Source organism: Flavobacterium zhairuonense, assembly GCF_004352915.1.
Classification (GTDB): Bacteria; Bacteroidota; Bacteroidia; order Flavobacteriales; family Flavobacteriaceae; genus Flavobacterium; species Flavobacterium zhairuonense.
The window spans coordinates 244,031-268,015 of sequence record NZ_SJSY01000071.1; the positions used below are offsets into that span (position 1 = coordinate 244,031).

Annotated in this window: 23 protein-coding genes; 14 read left to right on the plus strand and 9 right to left on the minus strand. The window is 33.0% G+C overall.

Translation table 11 applies throughout. The annotated features are described in order from the left end of the window. Window positions 1-216 precede the first annotated feature (216 nt). The 9 genes from EYY60_RS10065 (at window position 217) to EYY60_RS10105 (ending at window position 11,116) form a co-directional block, all read left to right on the plus strand. A complete protein-coding gene (locus EYY60_RS10065; protein ID WP_132989216.1) occupies window positions 217-1,698 on the plus strand; it encodes an SGNH/GDSL hydrolase family protein in 1,482 nt (493 codons plus the stop codon). Next, entirely contained in the window at window positions 1,691-3,109 is a 1,419-nt protein-coding gene (locus tag EYY60_RS10070; protein ID WP_132989217.1) for a GDSL-type esterase/lipase family protein, read from the plus strand. Before EYY60_RS10065 ends, EYY60_RS10070 begins: the two co-directional genes overlap by 8 nt. Before the next feature lies 1 nt (window position 3,110). Beyond that, the gene (locus EYY60_RS10075) at window positions 3,111-4,793 is read left to right on the plus strand and encodes an MBOAT family O-acyltransferase (protein WP_132989218.1); all 1,683 of its coding nucleotides are present in this window, start codon (window positions 3,111-3,113) and stop codon (window positions 4,791-4,793) included. 395 nt (window positions 4,794-5,188) lie between these two features. Next, a complete protein-coding gene (ffh, locus tag EYY60_RS10080) occupies window positions 5,189-6,541 on the plus strand; it encodes a signal recognition particle protein (protein ID WP_026727748.1) in 1,353 nt (450 codons plus the stop codon). A 145-nt stretch (window positions 6,542-6,686) separates the two neighbouring features. Then, window positions 6,687-7,571, plus strand: a complete 885-nt coding sequence (locus EYY60_RS10085; RefSeq protein WP_132989219.1) for a bifunctional 5,10-methylenetetrahydrofolate dehydrogenase/5,10-methenyltetrahydrofolate cyclohydrolase — start codon at window positions 6,687-6,689, stop codon at window positions 7,569-7,571. Window positions 7,572-7,665: 94 nt separating this feature from the next. Further along, complete coding sequence (locus EYY60_RS10090; protein ID WP_132989220.1) at window positions 7,666-8,592, plus strand: magnesium transporter CorA family protein; 927 nt, start codon at window positions 7,666-7,668, stop codon at window positions 8,590-8,592. A 137-nt stretch (window positions 8,593-8,729) separates the two neighbouring features. Then, the gene (locus EYY60_RS10095) at window positions 8,730-9,368 is read left to right on the plus strand and encodes a hypothetical protein (protein WP_132989221.1); all 639 of its coding nucleotides are present in this window, start codon (window positions 8,730-8,732) and stop codon (window positions 9,366-9,368) included. Between the two features lie 4 nt (window positions 9,369-9,372). Beyond that, window positions 9,373-9,663, plus strand: a complete 291-nt coding sequence (locus EYY60_RS10100; protein ID WP_132989222.1) for a winged helix-turn-helix domain-containing protein — start codon at window positions 9,373-9,375, stop codon at window positions 9,661-9,663. A gap of 58 nt (window positions 9,664-9,721) precedes the next feature. Continuing rightward, the gene (locus EYY60_RS10105; RefSeq protein ID WP_132989223.1) at window positions 9,722-11,116 is read left to right on the plus strand and encodes a DUF4153 domain-containing protein; all 1,395 of its coding nucleotides are present in this window, start codon (window positions 9,722-9,724) and stop codon (window positions 11,114-11,116) included. Window positions 11,117-11,167: 51 nt separating this feature from the next. On the opposite strand, the gene rluF is transcribed toward EYY60_RS10105, so the two are convergent. The 5 genes from rluF to EYY60_RS10130 all read right to left on the minus strand — a co-directional run bounded on the left by rluF (window position 11,168) and on the right by EYY60_RS10130 (window position 15,393). Further along, a complete protein-coding gene (gene rluF / locus EYY60_RS10110) occupies window positions 11,168-11,986 on the minus strand; it encodes a 23S rRNA pseudouridine(2604) synthase RluF (RefSeq protein ID WP_132989224.1) in 819 nt (272 codons plus the stop codon). Window positions 11,987-12,088: 102 nt separating this feature from the next. After that, window positions 12,089-12,436, minus strand: coding sequence for an antibiotic biosynthesis monooxygenase family protein (locus EYY60_RS10115; protein WP_132989225.1), 348 nt, complete (start codon window positions 12,434-12,436; stop codon window positions 12,089-12,091). Between the two features lie 58 nt (window positions 12,437-12,494). Continuing rightward, entirely contained in the window at window positions 12,495-13,355 is an 861-nt protein-coding gene (locus EYY60_RS10120; protein ID WP_132989226.1) for an alpha/beta fold hydrolase, read from the minus strand. 160 nt (window positions 13,356-13,515) lie between these two features. After that, the gene (locus EYY60_RS10125) at window positions 13,516-14,295 is read right to left on the minus strand and encodes a zinc ribbon domain-containing protein (protein ID WP_132989227.1); all 780 of its coding nucleotides are present in this window, start codon (window positions 14,293-14,295) and stop codon (window positions 13,516-13,518) included. A gap of 3 nt (window positions 14,296-14,298) precedes the next feature. Next, a complete protein-coding gene (locus tag EYY60_RS10130; protein WP_132989228.1) occupies window positions 14,299-15,393 on the minus strand; it encodes a Nif3-like dinuclear metal center hexameric protein in 1,095 nt (364 codons plus the stop codon). 107 nt (window positions 15,394-15,500) lie between these two features. Here EYY60_RS10130 and EYY60_RS10135 point away from each other — a divergent pair, with 107 nt between their 5' ends. The 3 genes from EYY60_RS10135 (at window position 15,501) to lpxK (ending at window position 17,018) form a co-directional block, all read left to right on the plus strand. Then, window positions 15,501-15,743, plus strand: coding sequence for a DUF2683 family protein (locus EYY60_RS10135; RefSeq protein ID WP_132989229.1), 243 nt, complete (start codon window positions 15,501-15,503; stop codon window positions 15,741-15,743). After that, window positions 15,719-15,916: a Txe/YoeB family addiction module toxin gene (locus EYY60_RS10140; protein ID WP_235832315.1), complete on the plus strand. Its 198-nt coding sequence runs from the start codon at window positions 15,719-15,721 to the stop codon at window positions 15,914-15,916. The genes EYY60_RS10135 and EYY60_RS10140 overlap by 25 nt, the downstream gene beginning before the upstream one ends. An 88-nt stretch (window positions 15,917-16,004) precedes the next feature. Then, window positions 16,005-17,018 carry a tetraacyldisaccharide 4'-kinase gene (lpxK, locus tag EYY60_RS10145; RefSeq protein ID WP_132989230.1) on the plus strand — a complete coding sequence of 338 codons (1,014 nt, stop codon included), beginning with the start codon at window positions 16,005-16,007 and terminating at the stop codon, window positions 17,016-17,018. Window positions 17,019-17,066: 48 nt separating this feature from the next. Here lpxK and EYY60_RS10150 read toward each other — a convergent pair whose 3' ends face one another. The 3 genes from EYY60_RS10150 to lipA form a co-directional block, all read right to left on the minus strand. Then, window positions 17,067-19,241 (minus strand): tetratricopeptide repeat-containing hybrid sensor histidine kinase/response regulator, encoded by a 2,175-nt coding sequence (locus EYY60_RS10150; RefSeq protein WP_132989231.1) that lies wholly within the window; start codon window positions 19,239-19,241, stop codon window positions 17,067-17,069. A 25-nt stretch (window positions 19,242-19,266) separates the two neighbouring features. Next, window positions 19,267-20,265, minus strand: a complete 999-nt coding sequence (gap, locus tag EYY60_RS10155; RefSeq protein WP_132989232.1) for a type I glyceraldehyde-3-phosphate dehydrogenase — start codon at window positions 20,263-20,265, stop codon at window positions 19,267-19,269. 103 nt (window positions 20,266-20,368) lie between these two features. Then, window positions 20,369-21,235 carry a lipoyl synthase gene (lipA, locus tag EYY60_RS10160; RefSeq protein WP_132989233.1) on the minus strand — a complete coding sequence of 289 codons (867 nt, stop codon included), beginning with the start codon at window positions 21,233-21,235 and terminating at the stop codon, window positions 20,369-20,371. 299 nt (window positions 21,236-21,534) lie between these two features. On the opposite strand from lipA, the gene EYY60_RS10165 reads away from it, so the two are divergent. Next, entirely contained in the window at window positions 21,535-22,404 is an 870-nt protein-coding gene (locus EYY60_RS10165) for a M48 family metalloprotease (protein ID WP_132989234.1), read from the plus strand. Window positions 22,405-22,606: 202 nt separating this feature from the next. Further along, window positions 22,607-23,497, plus strand: coding sequence for a M48 family metalloprotease (locus tag EYY60_RS10170; RefSeq protein WP_132989235.1), 891 nt, complete (start codon window positions 22,607-22,609; stop codon window positions 23,495-23,497). 53 nt (window positions 23,498-23,550) lie between these two features. On the opposite strand, the gene EYY60_RS10175 is transcribed toward EYY60_RS10170, so the two are convergent. Then, window positions 23,551-23,931 carry a PH domain-containing protein gene (locus tag EYY60_RS10175; protein ID WP_026727729.1) on the minus strand — a complete coding sequence of 127 codons (381 nt, stop codon included), beginning with the start codon at window positions 23,929-23,931 and terminating at the stop codon, window positions 23,551-23,553. Window positions 23,932-23,985: the final 54 nt, after the last annotated feature.

A 23,985-nucleotide genomic window follows, 5' to 3' on the forward strand; every position in this document is an offset into this window, starting at 1 on the left:
TCAATATTTAGTTAATCAATAGCTTTGTTTTTTTTATTTTTTTTGATAAAGAGGTTAGATTCGTCTGGCCTCTTTTTTTGTTTTTTACTTTGTTTATAAAAACAATTATTAATTAAGCTTTAATCTTATCTTTGCACATATTTTTTCATAATAAATTAGAGGAAATTTCGTTCAAATTAGTTTTTGAGAATAATCCTTTAAAATTTAAATTTTCAAGTGAATACAAAATCATATTTTTTTCAGTCTTTTGCCATTGTTGCATTAGCACTAGTCGCTTTTATTGGATTCAAACAAATTTTGCCAGATAAGATTTTTTCTGAAAGCAAAATGAATTCAAAAAATGTATTGATCGACAGTTTGCTTTTAGAGGCTGTTGCCAAAGATTCTTTAGGTACAAACGATAGTCTTGATGCAATCGAAGATGCCGAAGCAAAAGAAGAAATCGTTTATGAAAATGTAGAAGGAATTGAATTTCCATCTGAAACTTTTGATAATTACAAAGGTTATCAATATCTGATTTCGTTTTACGAAAAATTATATCAATTAGAGAAGCATCCGGAATCAAATGTTAGAATTGCTTATTATGGTGATTCAATGACTGATGGTGATTTAATTGTTCAAGACGTTAGAATGAATTATCAGGAACGTTTTGGAGGAAACGGTGTTGGTTTTGTTCCAATAACTTCAGAATCGGCAGCGTCGCGCGGGTCGGTAAAATCTACTTATTCTAAAAATTGGAAAACACAATCGTATTTGAATGTGAAAAAACCTTCAAGCCCTTTTGGAGTAAACGGACATGTGTTTTTTGCCAATGATAAAACCAACCCGACTTGGGTACAATATGAAGCTGGAACGAATAAATATTCTACAACTTTAGATAATCCGACTTTATTTTACGGAAGAGCTTCTAAAAACGGAAAAGTGAATTTCATTATAGGAAAAGATACTTTGAAGAAAAATCTAAATCCGAATAATTTGGTTAACACTTTAAAAGTAAGTTCAGGACATCTAAAAGCCTTCAAAGCTAATTTCATAAGTGCAGATTCTATTCCAATTTATGGATTCAATTTTGACAATGGAGCTGGTGTTCACGTGGATAATTTCTCTCAACGAGGAAATTCTGGTTTGCCAATTTCAATGTTTAATGCCAATGTAATGCAAGGTTTTAATAATAATCTGAAATACGATTTGATTATTTTGCATTACGGAACAAACGTGTTGAACTACGGAACAAAAAATTATAATTGGTACGAAAGAGGAATGACAAAAACCGTAAATAAAATAAAAGAATCTTTTCCGGGAGTTTCGATTTTAATTGTTTCTACGGCTGATAAATCAACTAAATACGATTTAGAAATGAAGACCGATTCAGCTGTTGTGCCTTTGATGAGATCTCAAAAAAGATATGCATTGGATACAGAATCTGGTTTTGTGAATTTATATACTTTGATGGGAGGCGACGGATCGATGGTGAAATGGGTTGACGAAACTCCGGCTAAAGCCAATAAAGATTATACGCACTTTAATCAGCGTGGTGCAAAAGCAATCGGAAATTTATTATATACTCAATTGAATAAAGGTTACGAAGAATATAAAATATTGCGTGAAAAACGTGAAGCTGTCGCGAATCAGCAAAGAGCAGCTCGAAAAACCAAAGCAGATTCTACTTCTGTCAAAAATGATAGTGTAAATGAATAAACTGATTATTTTTTTCTGTTGCCTTTTTTTCTCTGTAAATGAAAAGACACAAAAAACAGATTCACTTCCAACAACAAAAAACATGATTCACAAAGTCGATTCAATAGTGGCTGATCCAGTTTCTGATGATCAAATTTATAATGCGAAAGTTTTAAAAGATTTTTTTGAAAAATTGAAGGAAAATGAAAGCTATAACAATCAGAAAATAAATATTGTTCATGTTGGTGATTCGCATATTCAGGGCGATTTAATGACTAATGAAGTGCGTAAAAAACTGCAACAGCAATTTGGAAACGCAGGTCGAGGTTTGGTTTTTCCGTATCAGCTTGCAAAAACAAACGGATCTTATAACGAGCGTTTTTATTCGAACCGAGCTTGGGAAAGTTATCGAAATATTCTTCCAACAAAAAATGCTCCAATTGGTTTAAGTGGGATTGGGCTTTGGCGTGACAACGGCGGATTTGCTGTTGAATTGCGTGTGAAGGATTTGGCCTATAAATTTAATACGATTAAAATTATTACACCGCAAAACCAGCCGATGTTTGATTTGGCAACTTCATCTCAAATCAATTTGATTCGATCTTCTGAGAAAAAAGTAATTACACATAAAATTAAAAAAGGAGAAGCAATATCAACTATTGCCGACAAATACAACATATCGGTTGCGGAGATTAAAAAAGCAAACGGATTAAAATCAAACAATATTCGTGCAGGTCGAACTTTAAAAATTCCAACAAACGAAACCAAAGAAAAAACAATTAAAAGTTCAGAATTTGTCCCGTTGAATCTAGAATCTGATTCTTTTTGCCATTATTATAATTCCGATAAAGCTTTAGAAAAAATTTATTTAGTTCCGAATAAAGAAGCATCAAAATATGAATTGAACGGAATTGTATTAGAAAAAGATGCGCCAGGAATACTTTACAGCGGCATTGGAGTAAATGGTGCCAAATATTCAGATTACAATAAATATCCTTTGTTTTTTGAACAGCTGAAAGCCGTACATCCAGATTTGCTTGTTTTTTCGCTTGGAACAAATGAAAGTTATGACCATCTAGAAGTTGAAGGTTATATCAAGCATTTAAGAGAATTTATTAGCAATATAAAATCTCAAAATATAAATGTTCCAATAATCGTGATGACGCCACCGCCATCTTTGTTGAGAAGAAAGCCGAATACTTATATAAGAGATTACGCCAAAGAAATTTTGGAAATCGCACAAAAAGATGGTTTTGCCGTTTGGGATTTATACGATGAATTTGGAGGAATGGACGGAATACGAAAATTAAAAACGCAGAAATTAATTGGTCCAGACTGGGTTCATTATTCTAAAAAAGGATATGAAAAACAAGGTGATTTGTTTGCGCAGGCAGTGTTAAAAGCATACGATAATTTTAAATCAAAGAATTAAATTGATAACAATAGATAGCATTAATGATTGGTTCATCCAAAATTTTGGTGCAATTACAATAGAACAAGTTAAAAGCTGGTTTATTTATAATCCAGACGAAAAACTATTATTTAATACAGGTTTATTCTTAGGATTATTTCTGGTTTTTTATTTTGTGTATGCTTTTTTACGCAAAACATTTTATTTGAGATTAACCTATGTTATTCTCTTCTCGCTTTTCTTTTACTATAAATCAAGCGGGGTTTACTTTTTGCTTTTGTTGCTTTCATCTGTTGTTGACTATGGTTTGAGCCAAATTATTTTTAGAGCCACAAAAGAAAGTTCTAAGAAAATATATTTGATAATTAGTGTAATCTTAAATTTAGGATTGCTTGGTTATTTCAAGTACATGAATTTCATGATTGTGACTTTCAATGATATGTTTCATGGTAATTATGCACTTCATGATATTTTTCTTCCTGTCGGAATTTCGTTTTATACTTTCCAGTCGATGAGTTATATCATTGAAATTTACCGAGAAGAAATTAAACCGACAAAAAATTATATCGAGTATTTATTTTTCGTTTCGTTTTTCCCACAATTAGTTGCCGGACCGATCGTGCGTGCAAAAGATTTCCTTCCGCAGATTTATCAAAAATTAAATCTTTCAAGACAAGATGTGAACAATGCCTTGTTTTTGATTATTGGAGGATTGATTAAGAAAACAGTAATTTCAAATTACATATCGGTAAACTTTGTTGATCGTGTTTTTGATACGCCATTGAGCTATACTTCGTTTGAAAATTTAATGGCTTCGTACGGTTATGCAATTCAAATTTATTGTGATTTCTCAGGATATTCAGATATGGCAATCGGAATTGCATTATTGCTCGGATTCAAATTGCCGGTCAACTTTAGAACGCCTTATAAATCAACTTCAATTACCGATTTCTGGAGAAGATGGCATATTTCGCTTTCCACTTGGCTAAAAGATTTCTTATACATTTCGATGGGAGGAAACCGTGAAGGTTCTTTCGCCGGATATTTATTTCCGAGTTTATTCTTCTTCGGATTATTGGTTTGGGGAATTACTAGTTACAATACGAGTATAATTCCGTTAATCGTTGCAGGAGTTTCCATTTTACTTTTCTGTTTATCTTTTCTGCTTTCAAGCAAAAAGAAACAAACTCTCGTAACGAATCTGAATTTGTTTACTACAATGCTTTTGGGCGGACTATGGCACGGAGCAGGAGCACAGTTTATTGTTTGGGGAGCCTTACACGGATTAGCTTTGGCCATTCATAAAATTTTCGTGGAGCTTTTCCCATCCAAAAAAGATAAAAAACCGAATTTCTTGTGGAGATTCTTTTCAATAGTAATCACATTCCATTTTGTGGTTTTCTGTTGGATCTTTTTCCGCGCCAGAGATTTCGAAACGGCATTACAAGTCATCAATAATATCGGCCAATTAACATTCGAACCAGAACTTTGGAAAACAATTGTCATTGGCTACAAAAATGTATTCGGATTAATGTTATTCGGTTACGTTTGGCATTTCTTGCCAGAAACGTTCACAAACGGAATGAAATCTGTTTTTGATAAAACACCGATTTTGGTAAAAGCTATCATTCTAGGTTTTGTTTACTGGATTGTTTACGCAACAGCTGTTGCTGGTTCACAGCCGTTTATATACTTTCAATTCTAAAATAAAGTTACAAAGTGACATAGTTACAAAGGCGCAAAGGTTTTATTCTTTGCGCTTTTTTATTATCGCCACTCCCGATAGCTATCGGGATAAAAGGATTAGAAAGATTATTGTTTCACGCAGATTCTGCAGATTTTGGCAGATTTATTTTTTAGATTTTAAATAATGATCTGCGCAAATCTGCTTAAATCTTTTTAAATCTGCGTGAAAAATCTTTGCGACTTCGCTCCTGATAGTTATCGGGATTGCGAGCAAAAAAAAGTTGCGTGCTTTGCGTAATACTTTGCGTTCTTAGCGGTTAAATTAAAGCGAACTTTGCGGTTAAATGCATCTAAATAAAAATTGCCTGAAATATCTAATTAGATTATCTTTGCACTTCAAATAAAGAAAATAATATGTTTGATAATTTAAGCGATAAGTTAGATAAAGCGTTCCATATATTAAAAGGACACGGTAAAATTACAGAAGTAAACGTTGCCGATACTTTAAAAGAAGTTCGTCGTGCATTGCTTGATGCCGATGTTAACTTTAAAATTGCTAAAGATTTTACAGCTAGAGTAAAAGACAAAGCAATTGGTCAGGACGTACTTACAACATTACAGCCAGGACAATTATTAGTAAAACTGGTAAAAGATGAGTTGACAGAATTAATGGGTGGAGATGTTGCTGGTGTAAACTTATCAGGAAATCCAACTGTTATTTTGATGTCAGGACTTCAAGGTTCTGGTAAAACTACTTTCTCAGGAAAATTAGCAAACTTCTTAAAAACTAAGAAAAACAAGAAACCACTTCTTGTAGCTTGTGATATCTACCGTCCTGCGGCGATTAATCAGTTGCATGTTGTGGGAGATCAAATAGGTGTTGAGGTTTACTCAGAACCAGAAAATAAAAATCCTGTAGAAATTGCTCAAAACGCAATTAAACATGCAAAAGCAAACGGTTTTAATGTTGTTATCGTCGATACAGCAGGACGTTTAGCAGTAGATCAGGAAATGATGGACGAAATTGCGCGTGTACACAAAGCGATTCAGCCACAAGAAACTTTGTTCGTTGTAGACTCTATGACAGGACAAGATGCTGTAAATACAGCAAAAGCTTTCAACGATATCTTGAATTTTGATGGAGTTATCTTAACGAAATTAGATGGTGATACTCGTGGTGGAGCTGCGCTTTCGATCAAATCGATTGTAAACAAACCAATCAAATTTGTTGGTACTGGAGAGAAAATGGAAGCAATTGATGTTTTCTATCCAGAACGTATGGCTGAGCGTATCTTAGGAATGGGAGACGTTGTGTCGCTTGTTGAAAGAGCTCAAGAACAATTTGACGAAGAAGAAGCTAGAAAACTTCAAAAGAAAATCGCGAAAAACGAATTCGGTTTTGATGATTTCTTAACGCAGATTCAGCAAGTAAAGAAAATGGGTAACATGAAAGACTTGGTAGGAATGATACCAGGAGCTTCAAAAGCCATGAAAGATGTAGAAATTGAGGATGATGCTTTCAAACATATCGAAGCGATCATTTATTCGATGACACCCGGAGAAAGAAGCAAGCCAGCCATTATCGACGTAAAAAGAAAAGCCAGAATCGCTAAAGGTTCCGGAACTAAAGTCGAGCAAGTAAATCAGCTGATGAAGCAATTCGACCAAATGAGCAAAATGATGAAGATGATGCAAGGTCCAGGCGGAAAAAATCTGATGAAAATGATGGGAGGCATGAAAGGAATGCCAGGAGGAATGCCGAGATAATAAAATTAAAAGTTTCAAGTTTCAGGTTTCAAGTTATGAAACCAAAACTTGAAACTTTTTTAATTAAATATATAAGAGTTTCGTTTTTCAACTTGAAACATGAAACTTTGAACAAAAATTAAAACCTGAAACAAAACAACACACAATGCAACTACTAGACGGTAAAAAGACATCTAACGACATTAAAAACGAAATTGCAGCCGAGGTTCAATCTATAAAAGCAGCTGGAGGAAAAGTACCTCATTTGGCAGCGGTTTTAGTGGGAAATAACGGAGCAAGTTTGACTTACGTAGGAAGTAAAGTAAAGTCATGCCAAGAAATTGGTTTCGATTCAACTTTAGTTGCTTTGCCAGAAACTATTACAGAAGACGAGCTTTTAGCAAAAATAAAAGAATTGAATGAAGATGATAACCTCGACGGATATATCGTTCAGTTGCCTTTGCCAAAGCATATCGATGAGCAAAAAATTCTATTAGCAATCGATCCAGATAAAGATGTAGATGGTTTTCATCCAACTAACTTTGGTAGAATGGCTCTTGAAATGGAAAGTTTTATTCCTGCGACGCCATTTGGAATTATGGAATTGTTAGAGCGTTATAAAGTTGAAACTGCAGGAAAACATACTGTTGTAATTGGAAGAAGCCACATTGTAGGGCGTCCAATGAGTATCTTAATGAGCCGTAAAGGAAATCCTGGTGACTCGACAGTTACGTTAACACACAGCCGAACTAAAGATTTAGCAGAATTTACTAAAAACGCAGATATCATTATCACAGCTTTAGGGGTTCCAGAATTCTTAAAAGCGGATATGGTGAAAGAAGGAGTTACCGTTATCGACGTTGGAATCACTCGCGTAGATGATGCATCAAATCCAAAAGGTTACGTTATCAAAGGTGACGTTGATTTTGATGGCGTAAGCAAAAAGGCATCGTTTATTACGCCAGTTCCAGGTGGAGTAGGGCCAATGACAATTGCAATGTTATTAAAAAATACGCTTTTAGCTCGTAAAATGAGAAGCGCAAGAAAATAATACAAAAAATAAAAATCAATACAGAAAGTCCATCTCGTAAAGATGGGCTTTTTGATTTTACAACAAGTGATTTAAAAAACATTCGGAGTTTGAGATGAAAACATTTTTTAAGAGTAATGACGGATTATTTGAAATTCCAGAATGGAGTTCGAATTGTTGGATTAACGTAGAATCACCAACGTTAGAAGAAAAAAAATATTTATTAGAAGAACTTCAAATTCCCGAAGCTTTTTACAATGACATTGAAGATATCGACGAAAGGCCCCGTATTGAAACGGAGGATGGGTGGACATTAGTAATTTTGCGCGTTCCAATAAAAAGAGATGATATAAAATTACCATTTTACACCATACCTTTAGGATTTGTTTTTAAAGGTGATATCAAAGTAACCATCAGTTTTTACAGAACCGAAATTATCTGTGACCTTGTTCGTTATTCTCAGAAAAAACACATTCAGATCAACGATAATTTTTGTCTCGTTTTAAGACTTTTGCTTTCGTCAAGCGTTTGGTATTTGAAATACCTTAAACAAATCAATCAAAAAATTAAACTGGCAGAAGATAACCTGGAGAAATCGATTAAAAATGAAGAATTACAGGGATTACTTCAAATTGAGAAGTGTCTCGTATTTTTTATCACTTCATTAAAAGGAAATGATGTTTTATTTCATCGGATCAAAAATCTAAAAATTCAAACCGAAAATTACGATATAGATTTAGTAGAAGATGTCGAAATTGAATTAAGTCAGGCGCAAGATACAGCAAATATTTACAGCAATATCTTGACAAGAATGGTAGATTCATATGCTTCTGTGATTTCGAATAACATGAATAATATCATGAAGCAAATGACTTCGATTTCTATTATTCTGATGATTCCAACATTAATTGCCAGTTTATACGGTATGAATGTTCCTAACGGCCTGGAAGAAATTAAATATGGAATCTGGATTCTTCTTTCGATTTCGATCGTTTTATCGGCTATCGGCGTATTTCTTTTTAAAAGAAGACGATGGTTTTAATTTGAAGAAAATGATTTAATTTAAAACCTAATAAGTTTTGAAAACTGTACAAGTATTTTTTAGGAGAAAAATATTTTTCGATTTTTATTTGCCAATTCAAAATAAATAATAACTTTGTACTGCAAAGTACTTTTATTATGAACCAGAAACACCAAGAAGATTTAGCACATATTCGTTCCATGATGGAGCGTTCTTCAAGATTTATATCATTAAGCGGGCTTTCAGGAGTTTTTGCAGGACTTTCGGCTTTAATAGGCGGTTTGTATGTTTACCAAATATTTAAAGCAAATGGTATTGATTATGGGAGTGATTTTGGGAATAATTATAATAATGATTATAGCAGATCATATTCAGTTGATTTGGTGTCAGAGCTATTTTGGATTGGAATTGTAATTTTGGTTTGCGCATTTGTATTTGGAGCCTTTTTTACTATTAGAAAAAGCCGAAAATACAATTTGCCGATTTGGACATCAGCAACAAAAAATATGTTGTTTAATTTAGCTGTTCCGCTTGCAGCGGGAGGGATATTTTGTTTGGCTTTGATCTATCATGGAAATTATGGATTAATTGCGCCGTCAACTTTAATATTTTATGGACTTGCAGTTGTAAATGCAGAAAAATATACTTTCACTGATATTAAATATTTAGGTTTCTCGGAATTAGTTTTAGGATGTATTTCGCTTTTCTATATTGGATATGGATTGATATTTTGGATCATTGGATTTGGAGTCCTTCATATCATATACGGATTAGTAGCGTTCAAAAAATACAAATAACCCAATGGGAATTATTGATAAACTAAATAAAGATTTTGAAAGCCGTGTCAGATTGGGAATTATGTCCGTTCTGATGGTTAATGACTGGGTAGATTTTACCGAGATGAAAACCCTTTTGAATATCACTGACGGTAATTTAGCGAGTCATGCATCTGCTCTTGAAAAATCAGAATATATTGAAGTTAAAAAAGAATTTGTGGGCAAAAAGCCAAAAACTTCCTACCAAGTAACTGCTTTAGGACGTGCGGCTTTTAAAGAACATCTTTCTTATCTTGAAAAATTAATGAAATCTTAATAACTATATTTTTTTGTCTAATAACTTTGAAATACAAAGTACTTTTAATTAAATAACCATGAAAAAACACCACATTATTTTCGTTTGCAGTTTTGTTTTTTTACTGCTTTTTTATAGAGAAGATCCAGGACTGAACTGGTCTATTTTTGGACTTGTCTTAACAGGTTTTATTTGTTATTTCTTTCAAGATCGATTTACCGAAAGAACACATTTAATTTTGGTAGTGACATCAGTTTTGTCTGCTCTTGCTTTTGGATGGTACGGAGATGCTGCTTCTTTTTTTGCAATGGCACTTTCAATTTTATTTTTGCAATTCAAAACGCAGGAAAATAAATTAAAAATCATTCAGATTTTTCCATTGATAATCTTAAACGGAATAACTTCTTTAGGACGTATTTGGATTTTCAAGCAATGGCTTCCAGAAAAGCAAATTCATAATAATTTTGCTAAAAAGTTGGTTGCTTTTGTTTTGATTCCAGCTGTTTTTTTAGGATTATTTTTCGTTGTCTATTCTTTTGGAAGCAAACATTTTTCTTCTCTTTTTACAGATTATCAATTAGATATTGATGTGCCGCAGTTTTTGCTGTTGAGTATTGCTGGTTTTTATATTTCATTTAGTTTTTGGAATTATTGGGTTCCTGAAGTTTGTTATGAAAAAAATGAACTTCTTGATAATGAATTTAAGAATATTGCCGAAGTCAAAAATCAGAATACATTTTCATTTTTGGATTTGGATTTCGAAAGAAAAAGCGGTGTAATTACTTTAGGATTACTGAATTTGATGCTTTTGGTTTTTATCGTAACGTATAATTATGAGCAGTTTTTTGAAGTAGTTACCGCGCAAGCTTCTAAATTGAGTGCCGATACGCATGAAAGAGTAAATTCTGTTATCCTTTCAATTTTAATGGCTGTTGGCGTAATTATGTTTTATTTCAAAGGTGGATTCAATTTTGACAAAAAAGCAACTCTTCTTAAAACATTGGCTAAAATCTGGATTTTTTTAAATGGAATTTTGATTGTAAGTACGATCATTAAAAATTCGGAATATGTTTCGTTTTTTGGTTTGACTTACAAACGCCTTGGAGTTTATGCTTTTCTTGTTTTAGCAATTATTGGTTTGGTTTACACTTTTTTGAAAATTTCAAAACAAAAAACAAACGCTTATTTAGTCAATCAAATGGTTTGGTATTTCTACGGAACCGTTCTTATTTGTAGTTATGTAAATTGGGGAAATCTAATTACCAATTATAATATCTCTGTAAATAAAGGAGTAACGGCGCAATTTTTAAGCAGTTTGAATTTTAATGAAGAGGCACGCAGAGCGTATTTTGAAAAAAATCATTTAGATGGAGGTAAAACCGAAATGGAGCGAGAAGAACTAGTCGATTTTTACCAAAATTCTACATTTTTGTCTAAAGCTTTATATTATGATTTTCTAACAGAGAAAAAATAAAAATAAAAAATCCGAACTGTTTTGCAGTTCGGATTTTTTTATGAATTCAGTTTAATTATCACCTCTTTTTCGAAATCTAGGATCATGTTTTGAGATAAAAGTTTTTCTTCGAGTTGGAGCAGGAGCTTCAACTTTTGGCAAACTTGCTTCTTCGGTTTTGCTCGAAGGTTCTATCAACTGATTTAATTCCTTTATTTCGTCATCAGTCAAATCGCGGTAACGACCAACCGGAACGTCTAATGAAATATTGATAATTCGGATACGCTTCAATGCTGTAACTTCGTACCCTAAATATTCAGACATTCTTCTAATTTGACGATTTAAACCTTGTGTCAAAATGATTTTAAAAGTGTATTTGCTGATTTGCTCCACTTTACATTTTTTGGTAACAGTATCTAAAATCGGAACTCCATTTCCCATTCTTTGAATAAAGCGTTCTGTAATAGGTTTGTTTACTGTAACCGTGTATTCTTTTTCGTGGTTGTTTCTTGCGCGCAGAATCTTATTTACGATATCGCCATCATTGGTCATGAAAATTAATCCTTCACTGGCTTTATCCAATCTTCCAATCGGGAAAATACGTTTAGGATAATTGATATAATCGACAATATTATTTCGAACTTCTAAGTTAGTTGTGCACTCAATTCCAACAGGTTTGTTGAATGCCAAATAAATCATTTTTTCGTGCTTTTCCACGATTAACTTTCCGTCTATGCGTATTTCATCATCTGGTGAAACTTTGGTTCCCATTTCGGCAACAGCACCATTTAAAGTTACGCGTCCTTCTTCGATTAGCTTATCCGCTTCGCGACGAGAACAATAACCAGTTTCTCCAATGAATTTATTCAGACGTTTTAAATTCTCTTCCATACTGCAAAAGTAGGCAAAAAAATGATTTTAGTCCCGATAACTATCGGGATTGATTTTAGATTTAAAAACTTAGAGGCTTAGAATCTTAGCATCTCAGAATCTTTATCGATGATGAAACTCACGACTATCTTCTGGAGTTTCATTTCTTTCAAACATTCCATAATCACGAACTACAGTTGCGATTCGTAAATGATAATCTTTAAAAATGCCGTTTCGGCCTTTTTCTTGAGCGTGACGATGCATTTCAAGATTTCTCCATTGCTGGATACTTGCTTCATCTCTCCAAAAAGATAAAGACAAAATTTTTTCAGAATCACTTAAGCTTTGAAATCGTTCTATTGAAATAAATCCGTCAATATGACTTAATTCTGGTTTCAGACTCGCGGCGATATCTAGATATTCTTCTTTTTTTCCTTCATTAGGAATTACTTCAAAAATTACGGCTATCATTTTAATTGTAGATTTTAGAATTCAAATTTTGGATTTTTGAAAAACCTTTGTCCATTTGTTACTTTGTCCCTTCAGAAAACAAAAAATCAATCACTTGATCGTATAAATCGTCGTCATGCATTCCGTGGCCTAAGCCAGTTGTTTCAATAAATTTGCTGTTTTTCCACTTGCTGGCTATTTTTTTTCCTTCTTCAAAAGCAACAATTTTATCTGAAACATCATGCGCAATTAATCCCGGAATATTAAATTCTGACGCAAATTTTTGCCCAGAAAAATCCTCAAGTTTAAAATTGAATCGATCTAAGAATTTGCTTTCTAAAAGCGAAAACATTTTGCTGTTCAAACTTAACATTGAAACATAATTGTCAATCAAAGTCTTCAGTTCTGATGGCGCTCCTAAAATCACCATTTTATTAATGCTCGTATTCGGAAATAAATATTGATGATATACAGACGCTGCACCACCAATAGAATGTCCGATAATGATTTCTGGCTGATATTTTTCGACCGCTTTATTGATAAATTCGGCATAAAGAGGCACGTTGAATTCTTTTCCACTGCTTTGTCCGTGAGCAGGCGCGTCAATGGCAATTATAGTGCTTCCCGATTTTTGAAGATGTGGCAAGGTTTTTTTCCAGCGTGAAGCATTGCTTTCCCAGCCATGAACCAATAAAATCTTGGTTTCATTTCCCTTCCAAATATAAGTTTGAAAATGATGCTCGTTGTGATGAAAAATTTCTGTTTCGGTATTTTTTAAAACTTTTGGGAGTTCTTCTTTTTTTAATCGGCCAATTCTAGGCTGGCTGAAGAGTGCATAAGAAAGTTCAACAGCTTTTTGAGGACGAACATAACTTAAAAAGTTAATATAAGATCCAACTGATTTTAATGTGATGAAACGAATGTTTTTTTTAATTCCCAAAACTTAAATTTTTTCTAAAGGTAAAAAAAGGTCTGCCACGAATTGCACAAATGAACACTAATTTTTTATTCTCAGTATGATAGATAAAAGAATAATTAGTGAAATTTGAGGCGAAAAAATAAGTGCAAAAAAAAAGTCCCGATTTATCGGGACTTTATATTTAGAATTTTGCGAACAATTGTTCCATTTTTTCTTTTTCTTCTTCAGCTAGTTGCGTGTCAACTAAAATTCTTCCAGAGTGCTCATCAGTGATGATTTTCTTTCTTGAAGCAATTTCAACCTGAGTTTGTGGTGGAATTGTAAAGAAAGATCCAGCAGAAGCTCCTCTTTCGATAGAAACTACAGCTAATCCGTTACGAACACTGCTTCTGATTCTGTTGTAAGCCGCTAATAATCTGTCTTCGATTTGAGCAGCATATTCAGCAGATTTCTCAGTTAAGAAAGCTTCTTCTTTCTGAGTTTCAGCCATGATAGCGTCTAATTCAGATTTTTTATGTTTTAAGTGAGAGCTTTTAGCATCAAGTTTTTCTTTTAAATTAGAAATAACTTCTTTTTTGTGCTCGATAGAAGCTTTCATCTCTTTGATTTGCTTTTCAGCCAATTGAATTTCTAATTCTTGAAATTCAACTTCTTTTGTCAAAGAATTAAATTCTCTGTTATTACGAACTGATTCTTGTTGTTTTGTGTATTTTTTAATAACCTCTTTGTGCTCCTCAATAGCAATTTTCTTTGCTTTGATTTGCTCCTCAATTACCTCAAGTTCACCTTTCAGTTTCTCTGAACGAGTGCTCAAACCTGCAACTTCATCTTCTAAATCTTCAACTTCTAAAGGAAGTTCTCCCCTAACGTTTCTGATTTCGTCAATTCTAGAGTCAATAAGCTGTAAATCGTATATTGCTCTTAACTTGTCCTCAACACTTAATTCTTTCGTATTCGCCATATTCTATAAGTACTTAACTGGATTTGTATTTTCTTCCGATAAAATGATTGCAAAATTAAGAATTTTTTTTCGAAGAAAATCAACAATATAGTTTTTTGTATAGCGTTCGCTCTCAAAATGACCAATATCGGCTAAAAGAAGCTTGTTTTCGGCTTCATAAAATTGATGGTATTTTAAGTCGGCAGTCAAAAAAGCATCGGCTCCGGCTTGTATTGCATTTTTTATTGCAAAACTTCCTGATCCGCCTAAAACGGCAACTTTTTTTATTTTTTTTCCTAAAAATGCGGAATGGCGAATTCCATCTGCAATCATTTTATCTTTTACGAAATGCAGAAAATCTTTCTCATCCATTCCATTTTCAAATTCACCAATCATTCCCAATCCTATATTCTGATGTGAATTTTCAAGATTATAAATCTCATAAGCGACTTCTTCATAAATATGATTTTCGAAAAGTGCCTTTAAAATTCGGGATTGAAGATGCTTTTCAAACGTAACTTCAATTTTGATTTCTTCCGTTTCTGTCAATTCAAAACGTTCTCCAATTACAGGATTGCTTTCAGAATTTCCTTTGTATGTGCCAATTCCGTTGGAATTAAAACTGCAATTTTCATAATTCCCAATCGTTCCTGCACCAGCATCAAACAAAGCTTGACGTACCTTTTGAGCATTTTCGGGAACGGTATAAGTCACTAATTTTTGAATGAAATTTTGCTTTGGAATCAAAACTTTGGTATTTGTCAAACCCAAAGCATCGCAGAAAATTTTATTTACGCCGGCCGAATGATTGTCAAGTGCTGTGTGAACCGCATAAATAGCAATGTCGTTTTTGATTGCTTTTAAAATGGCGCGCTCAACATAATTTTTGCCTGTGATTTTTTTTATTCCAGAAAATAGTATCGGATGAAAACAAACTACCAAATTGCAATTTTTAGCAATTGCTTCATCAATTATATTTTCTAAGGCATCGTGGCAAACTAAAACGCCTGTACTTTCGGTTTCCGAATTGCCAACTAAAAGTCCCACGTTGTCAAAATCCTCGGCGTAAGCCAAAGGTGACATTTCTTCCAGGACTGAGATTATATTTTTGATTTTCATTAGAGTGATTCAGAGTTTTGTGTTAGTATCAATTAGTTGTACTAAATGTATAAGAAAATTATATTTAGTACAAATTTAGTACATTTGTAATATTAAAGTAACAGCTCATGACAACAATAAAAATAAATGATCGTACTAAAGCAGGAAAAGCATTTATGGCGATGTTTGAAGCTTTTTTTAAAGGTGTTGAGGGTATTGAAATTGTCGAAACAGATTCTTATGGACAGGTGAACGAGGAAGAAAGTCCATATAATCCAGAGTTTGTTGATATGGTTTTAAAATCAGCTAAAAGTAAAAATAGTACAGAAATTAATCCTAAAGACGTATGGGGAAGTTTAGGATTGAAATAAAAGAATTAGCAAAAAAACATATTATTCAACATTATAAATCAGGAGATAAAAAGAGTATTAAAAATATTGAGAAAATTCTTTTAGAGCTTTCTGAAACTCCTTTTGAAGGAATTGGAAATCCTGAGCCTTTAAAATATGAACTTACTGGTTTTTGGTCGAGACGAATAAATTAAAAAGACAGAATGATATATTATCTAGAAGATGATACTGTGACAATTTTTGTCGTTTCAGCAAAAGGTCATTATTCAGATAAATAAGGATATGAACATACTTCGAAAATTACTTTTTCCATTTGCCATTTTATACGGATTCATTACTTCAATCCGCAATTTTCTTTTTGACAAAGGAATTTTAAAATCGACTTCATTTGATATTCCAGTAATTGCGGTTGGAAACTTGAGTGTAGGCGGAACTGGAAAAACGCCTCAAATTGAATATTTAATACGGTTGTTATCGGACAAATATAAAGTTGCTACTTTAAGTCGTGGTTACAAAAGAAAATCGGAAGGTTTTGTTTTGGCGGATGAAAATTCAAATGCCGAAATTCTTGGCGATGAACCGTTTCAGTTTTATCAAAAATTTCCAAATGTAATGGTAGCAGTAGATGCTAATCGTACAAACGGAATTCAGCAATTGCTTTCGCAGAAAGAAAAACCTGAAATTGTATTGCTCGATGATGCTTATCAGCATCGAAAAGTCAAAGCCGGTTTTTATATATTACTAAGTGCATATGATGATTTGTATGCTGATGATTTTATGTTGCCTACAGGAAATTTGCGTGAAAGTAGGAGTGGCGCAGCAAGAGCAAATATTATTGTGGTGACAAAATGCCCTAAAATTTTATCTGAAGAAGAACAAACCGAAATTCGGTTAAAACTAAAATTAAGCTGTTCGCAACAAATCTTTTTTACTTTTATAGATTATGATGAAATAATCTATGGGCAAAATGAAAAAGTTGAGGTTGCTAAAATCAAGCAAGAATCGAAATTACTTTTAGCCGGTATTGCTAAACCGAAACCATTCTTCGATTATTTAAAGAATGAAAATGATGAATGCTTGACTTACCCTGATCATCATCATTTTTCAGATGCAGATTTAGAATCCATTCAAGAAAAAGCAAAAGGAAGAAAAATAATAACAACCGAGAAAGATTATGTTCGTTTGAAAGATTCAAAATTGGTTTCTCAATTGTATTATTTGCCAATAAAAAGCACTTTCATAAATCATCAGCAAAATTTTGACGCGACAATTTTAGAATACATAAAAAAAACTTAGTTTCTTAAAAACTTAGCGTCTTAGCATCTTAGTAACTTAGCATCTTAGTTAATCAAAAAACTTAGCAATTATGCTATAAAATTCATCTGGAACAAAAGGTTTTGTAATAACGTCATTCATTCCGAAAGATAAAAGCATGTCTCTGTTTTCGTCAAGAGAAATTGCTGTTAGAGCAATAATCGGTGTTGTTTTGTCAAACTCTCGAATCATTTTTGTGGCAGTTGTTCCGTTAATGCCCGGCAAATGCACATCCATTAAAACCATATCAAAACGCTTCACTTTTAAAAGTTCGACAGCTTCTTCGCCATTATCAATTATTTCGCAACAAATTGCTTTGTTCTCCAGCATTTTGCGCGTAATCATCTGATTGATTTTGTTGTCTTCAATCAATAAAATCGATTTGTGCTCTAATTGTTTGTCGCTGTAAAGTTTGGTGGTTTCTTCGACAGCTTCCAATGGTTCAGTATTAATATTGAAATTCAGCTTAAAGGTAAACGTCGATCCTTTGCCCACTTCACTTTTAAGTTTTATTTCTCCTCCAAGAAGCTCAATTAGTTTTTTGACAATAGTTAATCCTAAGCCAGTTCCGCCATATTTGCGGTTTACTTCAATAGAGCCTTGAGAAAAACTTTCAAAAACAGTTTGCAGTTTATCTTCTGGAATTCCAATTCCGGTATCAACGATTTCAAAATAAACGGTTGCATTTTCTTCTTCAATTGCGTACAATTTCGCGATCACATTTACATGTCCGTTTTGCGTGAATTTTAAAGCATTATTGATTAGGTTTAGTATAATTTGAGATAATTTTGTTGGGTCCCCAATCAAATTATCAGGAATAGCTTCGTCGATTTCAAGATTGAAATAGTTTTTATTGGCAGCGGCCAATTCTTTAAGAGAACTCTGGATGTTGAATAAAAGTTCTTTTAAATTGAAACTGATGTATTCAACTTCGACTTTTGTAGAATCGATTTTGTTGATTTCTAAAATCTCGTTGATAAATGTAGTCAGATAATTGCCCGAAAATTTCAAAGATTCCAAGTATTTTAACTGATTCTTTTTTGGATTGTCTTCTAAAAGCAAATGCGTAATTCCGTTGATCGCATTCAATGGTGTCCGGAGTTCATGGCTTACAGTTGACAAAAATTCAGATCTGGCTTTTGATGCTTTTTCTGCTTTGTTTTTGGCAAGAATCAATTCTTTGTTTTTTTCTCTTAAAAGTAAATTATTCTGATTTCGAATAATATTGTTTTTGTATAAAGCCAAACTTAAAAGCGATAAAATTGAAATTAATGCAATGGCTAAAATACTTACCAATTTTGAGTAACGATAGGTTTTTAGCTGGATTTTTTGATCACTTTCGCGTTTCAGCGTATTATTTATAGATTGTGTTTTTTTGAATTTTTCAAAATCATTGAAATCCAATTTTGCATTTTTCAGTTTTAAAATATAGTTTTCGATTTGGTAATGCTCATCGAGATAAGAATAGGCAAGATCAAAGTTTCGATTCTTTTTGTAATACTGACTGATAGCAAGTATGATTTTAGATTTTTGAGCCAAGTTGTTGTTCTTGGCACTATAATCTAATGCATTGTCAAAATGAACTAAAGCCGAATCATTTCTTTTCAGCGTTGTTTCGATCAATCCAAGCTGATAATACGAATCGGCTTTGGTTTTGATTATTTTTGGGTTGTCTGGTTTGTTTACTATTTTTTGGAAAGTCTTTACTGATAGTGGTAAGTTTTTGCCCGCTTTTAATGCCATTGCCTTTTGGTAATCCAAAATTTCAGCATGATCAACAAGTTTTAGCTCTCTTAATAAACTGTCTGCTTTTTTGTAATAGATATTGCCAATTTCAAAGTTTCCTTGCGCAGTGTTTGTGGCTCCAATATAATGTAATGCCAAAATTTTAGTGCAAGTTGGCTTTACTTTGTCAAATAAGGAAACGCTTTTGTGAAAGTTTTTTAGTGCTTCATCATATTTTTGCTGGTTGTAATAAATTTTTCCCAGCTTGAAAGTTTGATTGGCTAAATTTTCGGTTTTATTGTTGGTTTGGCAAAAGTCAATAGATTTTTTAGTGTAAAAAACGGCTTGTTTATACTTTTGCTTATCGAGATTTGAATTGGCTAATTTATTGTAATAGGAAACGCTATCTGTATTCTTTTTAGTTTGAGAATACAAAAATGAATTTAAAAAACAAATAAGAATAAGAATTCGGTATTTCATGTATGGCAATGCTTTTACAATGAATCTATGTTTTTCTTATCAGTAAAATCAAATCTATTAATCTTGATGAATAGCCAATTTCATTATCATACCAACCCACAACTTTTACCATTTTATCAATAACCGATGTAAGTTGAGCATCAAATAAACACGAATGCGTATTGCCAATAATATCAACAGAAACGATTGGATCTTCTGTGTAATCTAATATTCCTTTTAAATTTGTTTTTGAGGCTTTTTCAAAAGCTTTATTAATTTCTTCAATAGTAACAGCGCGCTTTACATTGAAAGTAATATCTGTTAATGAACCATCGGGAACAGGGACACGAATGCCACATCCTCCGATTTTTTGATGCAATTTAGGAAAAATTTTTGTTAATGCCTTAGCTGCACCTGTAGTTGTTGGAACAATTGACTGACTTGCGCCTCTAGCTCTGCGCAAATCCTTATGTGGTTGGTCGTGAAGGCTTTGGTCAGTTGTGTACGAATGTATAGTTGTAATGTATGCTTGCTCGATGCCGCATAGTTCGTCAATGATTTTTATCATTGGAGCAGCATTGTTTGTCGTACAACTTGCATTTGAAACTATATTTTCATTTCCGTCCAGAATGTTTTCATTTACACCCAAAACCACAGTTTTTATTGTGTCTACTTCCGAAGGAGCCGAAAGAATAACTTTTTTTGCTCCAGCTTCCAGATGTGCATTTAATTCTTCGTGTGTTTTGTATTTTCCTGTTGATTCTATTACAAAATCAATATTATGGCTTTTCCAGTCTAAATTAGAAATGCTTTTTTCATGAAAAAATAAATACTGCTTGTTGTCCACAATAATTGATTCTTCATTATGGCTCACAGCATAAGGCAAAACGCCGTGTATGCTGTCATATTTTATTAAATGTGCCATCGTTTTGTTGTCCGCAATATCATTGATTGCAACAACTTCAATTTCAGGATGGTTTAAAAGCAAACGGAATAAATTTCTTCCAATTCTCCCAAAACCATTTATAGCAATTCTTGTTTTCAATTATTTGGTTTATTCGTTTAATCGTTAAAATCGTTTATTTGTTTGAAACCGTTAAATCTCTTTGCGATTAAACGATTAACCAGTTAAACGATTAACCTAAAATTTATAAAATATGTTTTTGTGCTTTGTATGAAGAGCGAACTAAAGGACCGCTTTCAACATGACGGAAACCTAATTCAAGTCCGAATTTCTCATATCTCGCAAATTGCTCAGGAGTAATAAATTCTTTTACAGGCAAGTGTTTTTTACTTGGTTGAAGGTATTGACCAATAGTAACAACATCAACATTTGCATTACGCAAATCTCTCATAGTTTGAAAAACTTCTTCTTCAGTTTCACCAAGACCTAGCATGATACCAGATTTGGTTCTATTGATTCCTTTTTCTTTTAAATAGCGCAAAACTTCAAGACTGCGATCGTATTTAGCTTGAATACGAACTTCACGAGTTAAACGACGAACTGTTTCCATATTGTGTGAAACTACTTCTGGATTTGCTTCAACAATTCGGTCAATATTTCTTTCGATTCCCTGAAAATCAGGAATTAAGGTTTCAAGCGTAGTTTCAGGATTCATTCTTCGGATTGCTTTTACCGTTTCAATCCAGATAATAGACCCTCCATCTTTCAAGTCATCTCTGTCAACACTTGTGATTACTGCATGTTTAATATTCATGATTTTTATAGAACGTGCAACTTTTTCAGGTTCGTCCCAATCAACTGTTTCAGGTCTTCCGGTTTTTACGCCACAAAATCCGCATGAACGTGTACACACATTTCCAAGAATCATAAAAGTTGCAGTTCCTTCACCCCAACACTCTCCCATATTTGGGCAGCTTCCAGAAGTACAAATTGTGTTTAAGCTGTATTTGTCTACTAAACCACGAAGTTCAGTATATTTTTGTCCAATAGGAAGTTTAACCTTTAACCATTTAGGTTTTCCAGTTGGTATATTTTCAATGACTGTTTCCATATATCAAAATTCAAAACACAAAGATACGGAATGTAGTTTATTTGAAGATGCTAATTTGCTTTTCGTTTGCTTTTGATGTTTGTTTATTCAATTTAATGCTTCAAGTTCAAATAAGAATGTTTTTTCTTTAGATGTGTTTTTAGTTTCATCTTTCAATTTTTTACTTAAAAAGTTGATTTTTAAGCTGGCTTTTTCGAAATATTAAAATTTACCTTATTCTGATGCAAATTTGCCTTTTTAAGATATTGTAAAAATAATAGTACAATAATTTTACTGCCAAATTTATAGCTTAAAAAAACATGAAAAAGAAATTTATTGTATTAGGGGTTTTATTCGCAGTTTTTGGTTTTACTAAAATGAATGCGCAAATACTTTCAGATAAAGCAATGGGAGCCTTAGGTAAAGGTGTCTCAGGATTTACTTTTAGCGATGCAGATGCTGTGGCTTTGGCTAAACAATCGATAGATGAATTAGATGCTAATAATCCTGTAGCTCCTGCAACAGATGGTTATTCTATTCGATTAAATCGTTTGTTTGGGAAACATATTTCTAGTGAAGGAGTTACTTTGAATTATAAGGTTTATTTGGTGAAAGATATCAATGCATTTGCTTGTGCAGACGGAAGTGTTCGCGTGTTTGCAGGTTTAATGGATGTTATGGATGACAATCAATTGCTTGCTGTTATTGGGCATGAAATTGGGCACGTTGTAAATCATGATACAAGAGATGCAATAAAAGCGGCTTATAAAAAAGAAGCATTGTTAGATGCCGCGTCATCACAATCAGGAAAAATGGAAACTCTTACAGCTTCTCAATTAGGACAATTAGGAAGCGCCATGATTGATAGCAAACACAGCAGAAAACAAGAATCTGAAGCAGATTTGTTTTCGTATAATTTCATGAAAAAAAACGGGTATGATGTAAATGCAGTAGAATCGGCATTTAGAATTCTTCAAAATTTAAGTCAAGGTGCTGATTCATCTTTTATTACTAAAATGATGAGCTCACACCCTGATTCTGGAAAAAGAGCAGATGATGCAAAAAAAAGAGCGACAAAAGATGGCCTCTACAAAGAATATGTGCAACAGAAAATTGACAATACAGCACCTGTAGCCGCAAAAGCGACAACAAAAACAGTTTCTAAAAAAACAACTGCAAAAAAGAAGTAATTTTTCTTTGCATAAATCAAAAAGCCGACAGATTGATCAAAATCTCTCGGCTTTTTATTTGTCTCTATATGAATATGTAAACACATATTGCTTGTAACTCGTATAAAATTTATACCTTTAATTGTTGAAAAAACTAGCTTTGTGTGAAAACAAAAGCATTTTGTTGTACTACATTTGTTGTTAAATTGTAATCATATAAAACATGAAAAAGAAAATTATAGTAACAGGATTATTGTTTGCTGCATTGGTTTTTACTAAAATGAATGCACAAATTAATTTGGGCGATAAAGCAATTGGCGCACTTCAAAAAGGGGTGACTAGTTTTACCTTGACTAATGCAGATGCGGCAGCTTTGTCTAAAGAAGCAGTACGTAAATTAGATTCTACTAATGAAGTTGCTGGGCCAAACGACGGTTATACTTTAAGATTAAACAGGGTTTTTGGAAAATATACTTCGGGTGAAGGCTATACGCTGAATTATAAAGTTTATAAACTGAAAGAAGTGAATGCATTTGCAACAGCAGATGGAAGTGTTCGCGTATATTCTGGTTTAATGGATATTATGGATGATAATGAGTTGCTTGCGGTAATTGGACATGAAATTGGGCACGTTGCAAACAATGATACAAGAGATGCTATGCGAGCAGCTTATCAAAAAGAAGCTTTAATTGATGGGGCATCTTCTCAATCTGTAAAAATCAGCACAGTTACGGATAGCCAGTTAGGGAAAATTGGAAGCGCCATGGTAGATAGTAAGTTTAGCCGTAAACAAGAAGCTGAAGCCGATTTGTTTGCGTATAATTTTATGAAAAAACATGGTTATGATGTAAATGCTGAAGAATCTGCTTTTAGAATTTTGGCAAAAATGAGCGAAGGAAGCCAAGCTTCTTTTCTTGATCAAATGATGAGTTCGCATCCAGATTCAGCTAAAAGAGCTGATGATGCGAAAAAAAGAGCAGAAAAAGATGGTTTGTACAAGCCATATGTGCAACAGAAGATTGACAATACAGTTCCTGTAGCCAAAAAGACAACAACTACAACAAAAAAGGCTACAACAACTAAGAAAACGACAACTACGGCAAAGAAGAAATAATATTCTAAAAAAAAACGGCAAATTTTAAATTTGCCGTTTTTTTATTGTACAGATTATCCTAAAACATGATGTGCCAAAACCTTCTGCACATCATAAACATTTACAGATTTATTGAATTGTTTTACAATGCTCGGATTTAATTCGCTTGAAACCCAAATTTTTAGTTCAGCGTCTAAATCGAAAGTACCTGCAGTTTCAACACTGAAACGAGTAATGCTTTTGTAAGCAATCGATTTGTATTCTGTTTTGCTTCCTGTTATCCCTTGAACATCAACCAGAATTAATCTTTTATTGGTGAAAATAAAAGTATCACGGATCAATTTGAAACCCATTTCGATTTCTTCATTGTCAGTTAAAAGCTGACCGTATTTCTTTAATAGATCATCTTGGCTGACAGTACCTGCGTTGCCCATTAGTGCAGAAAATATTCCCATTTTTTAGTTTTTAATTTTAATAAAATTGTTTTGCTTTTAAGGAGACGTAAAGGT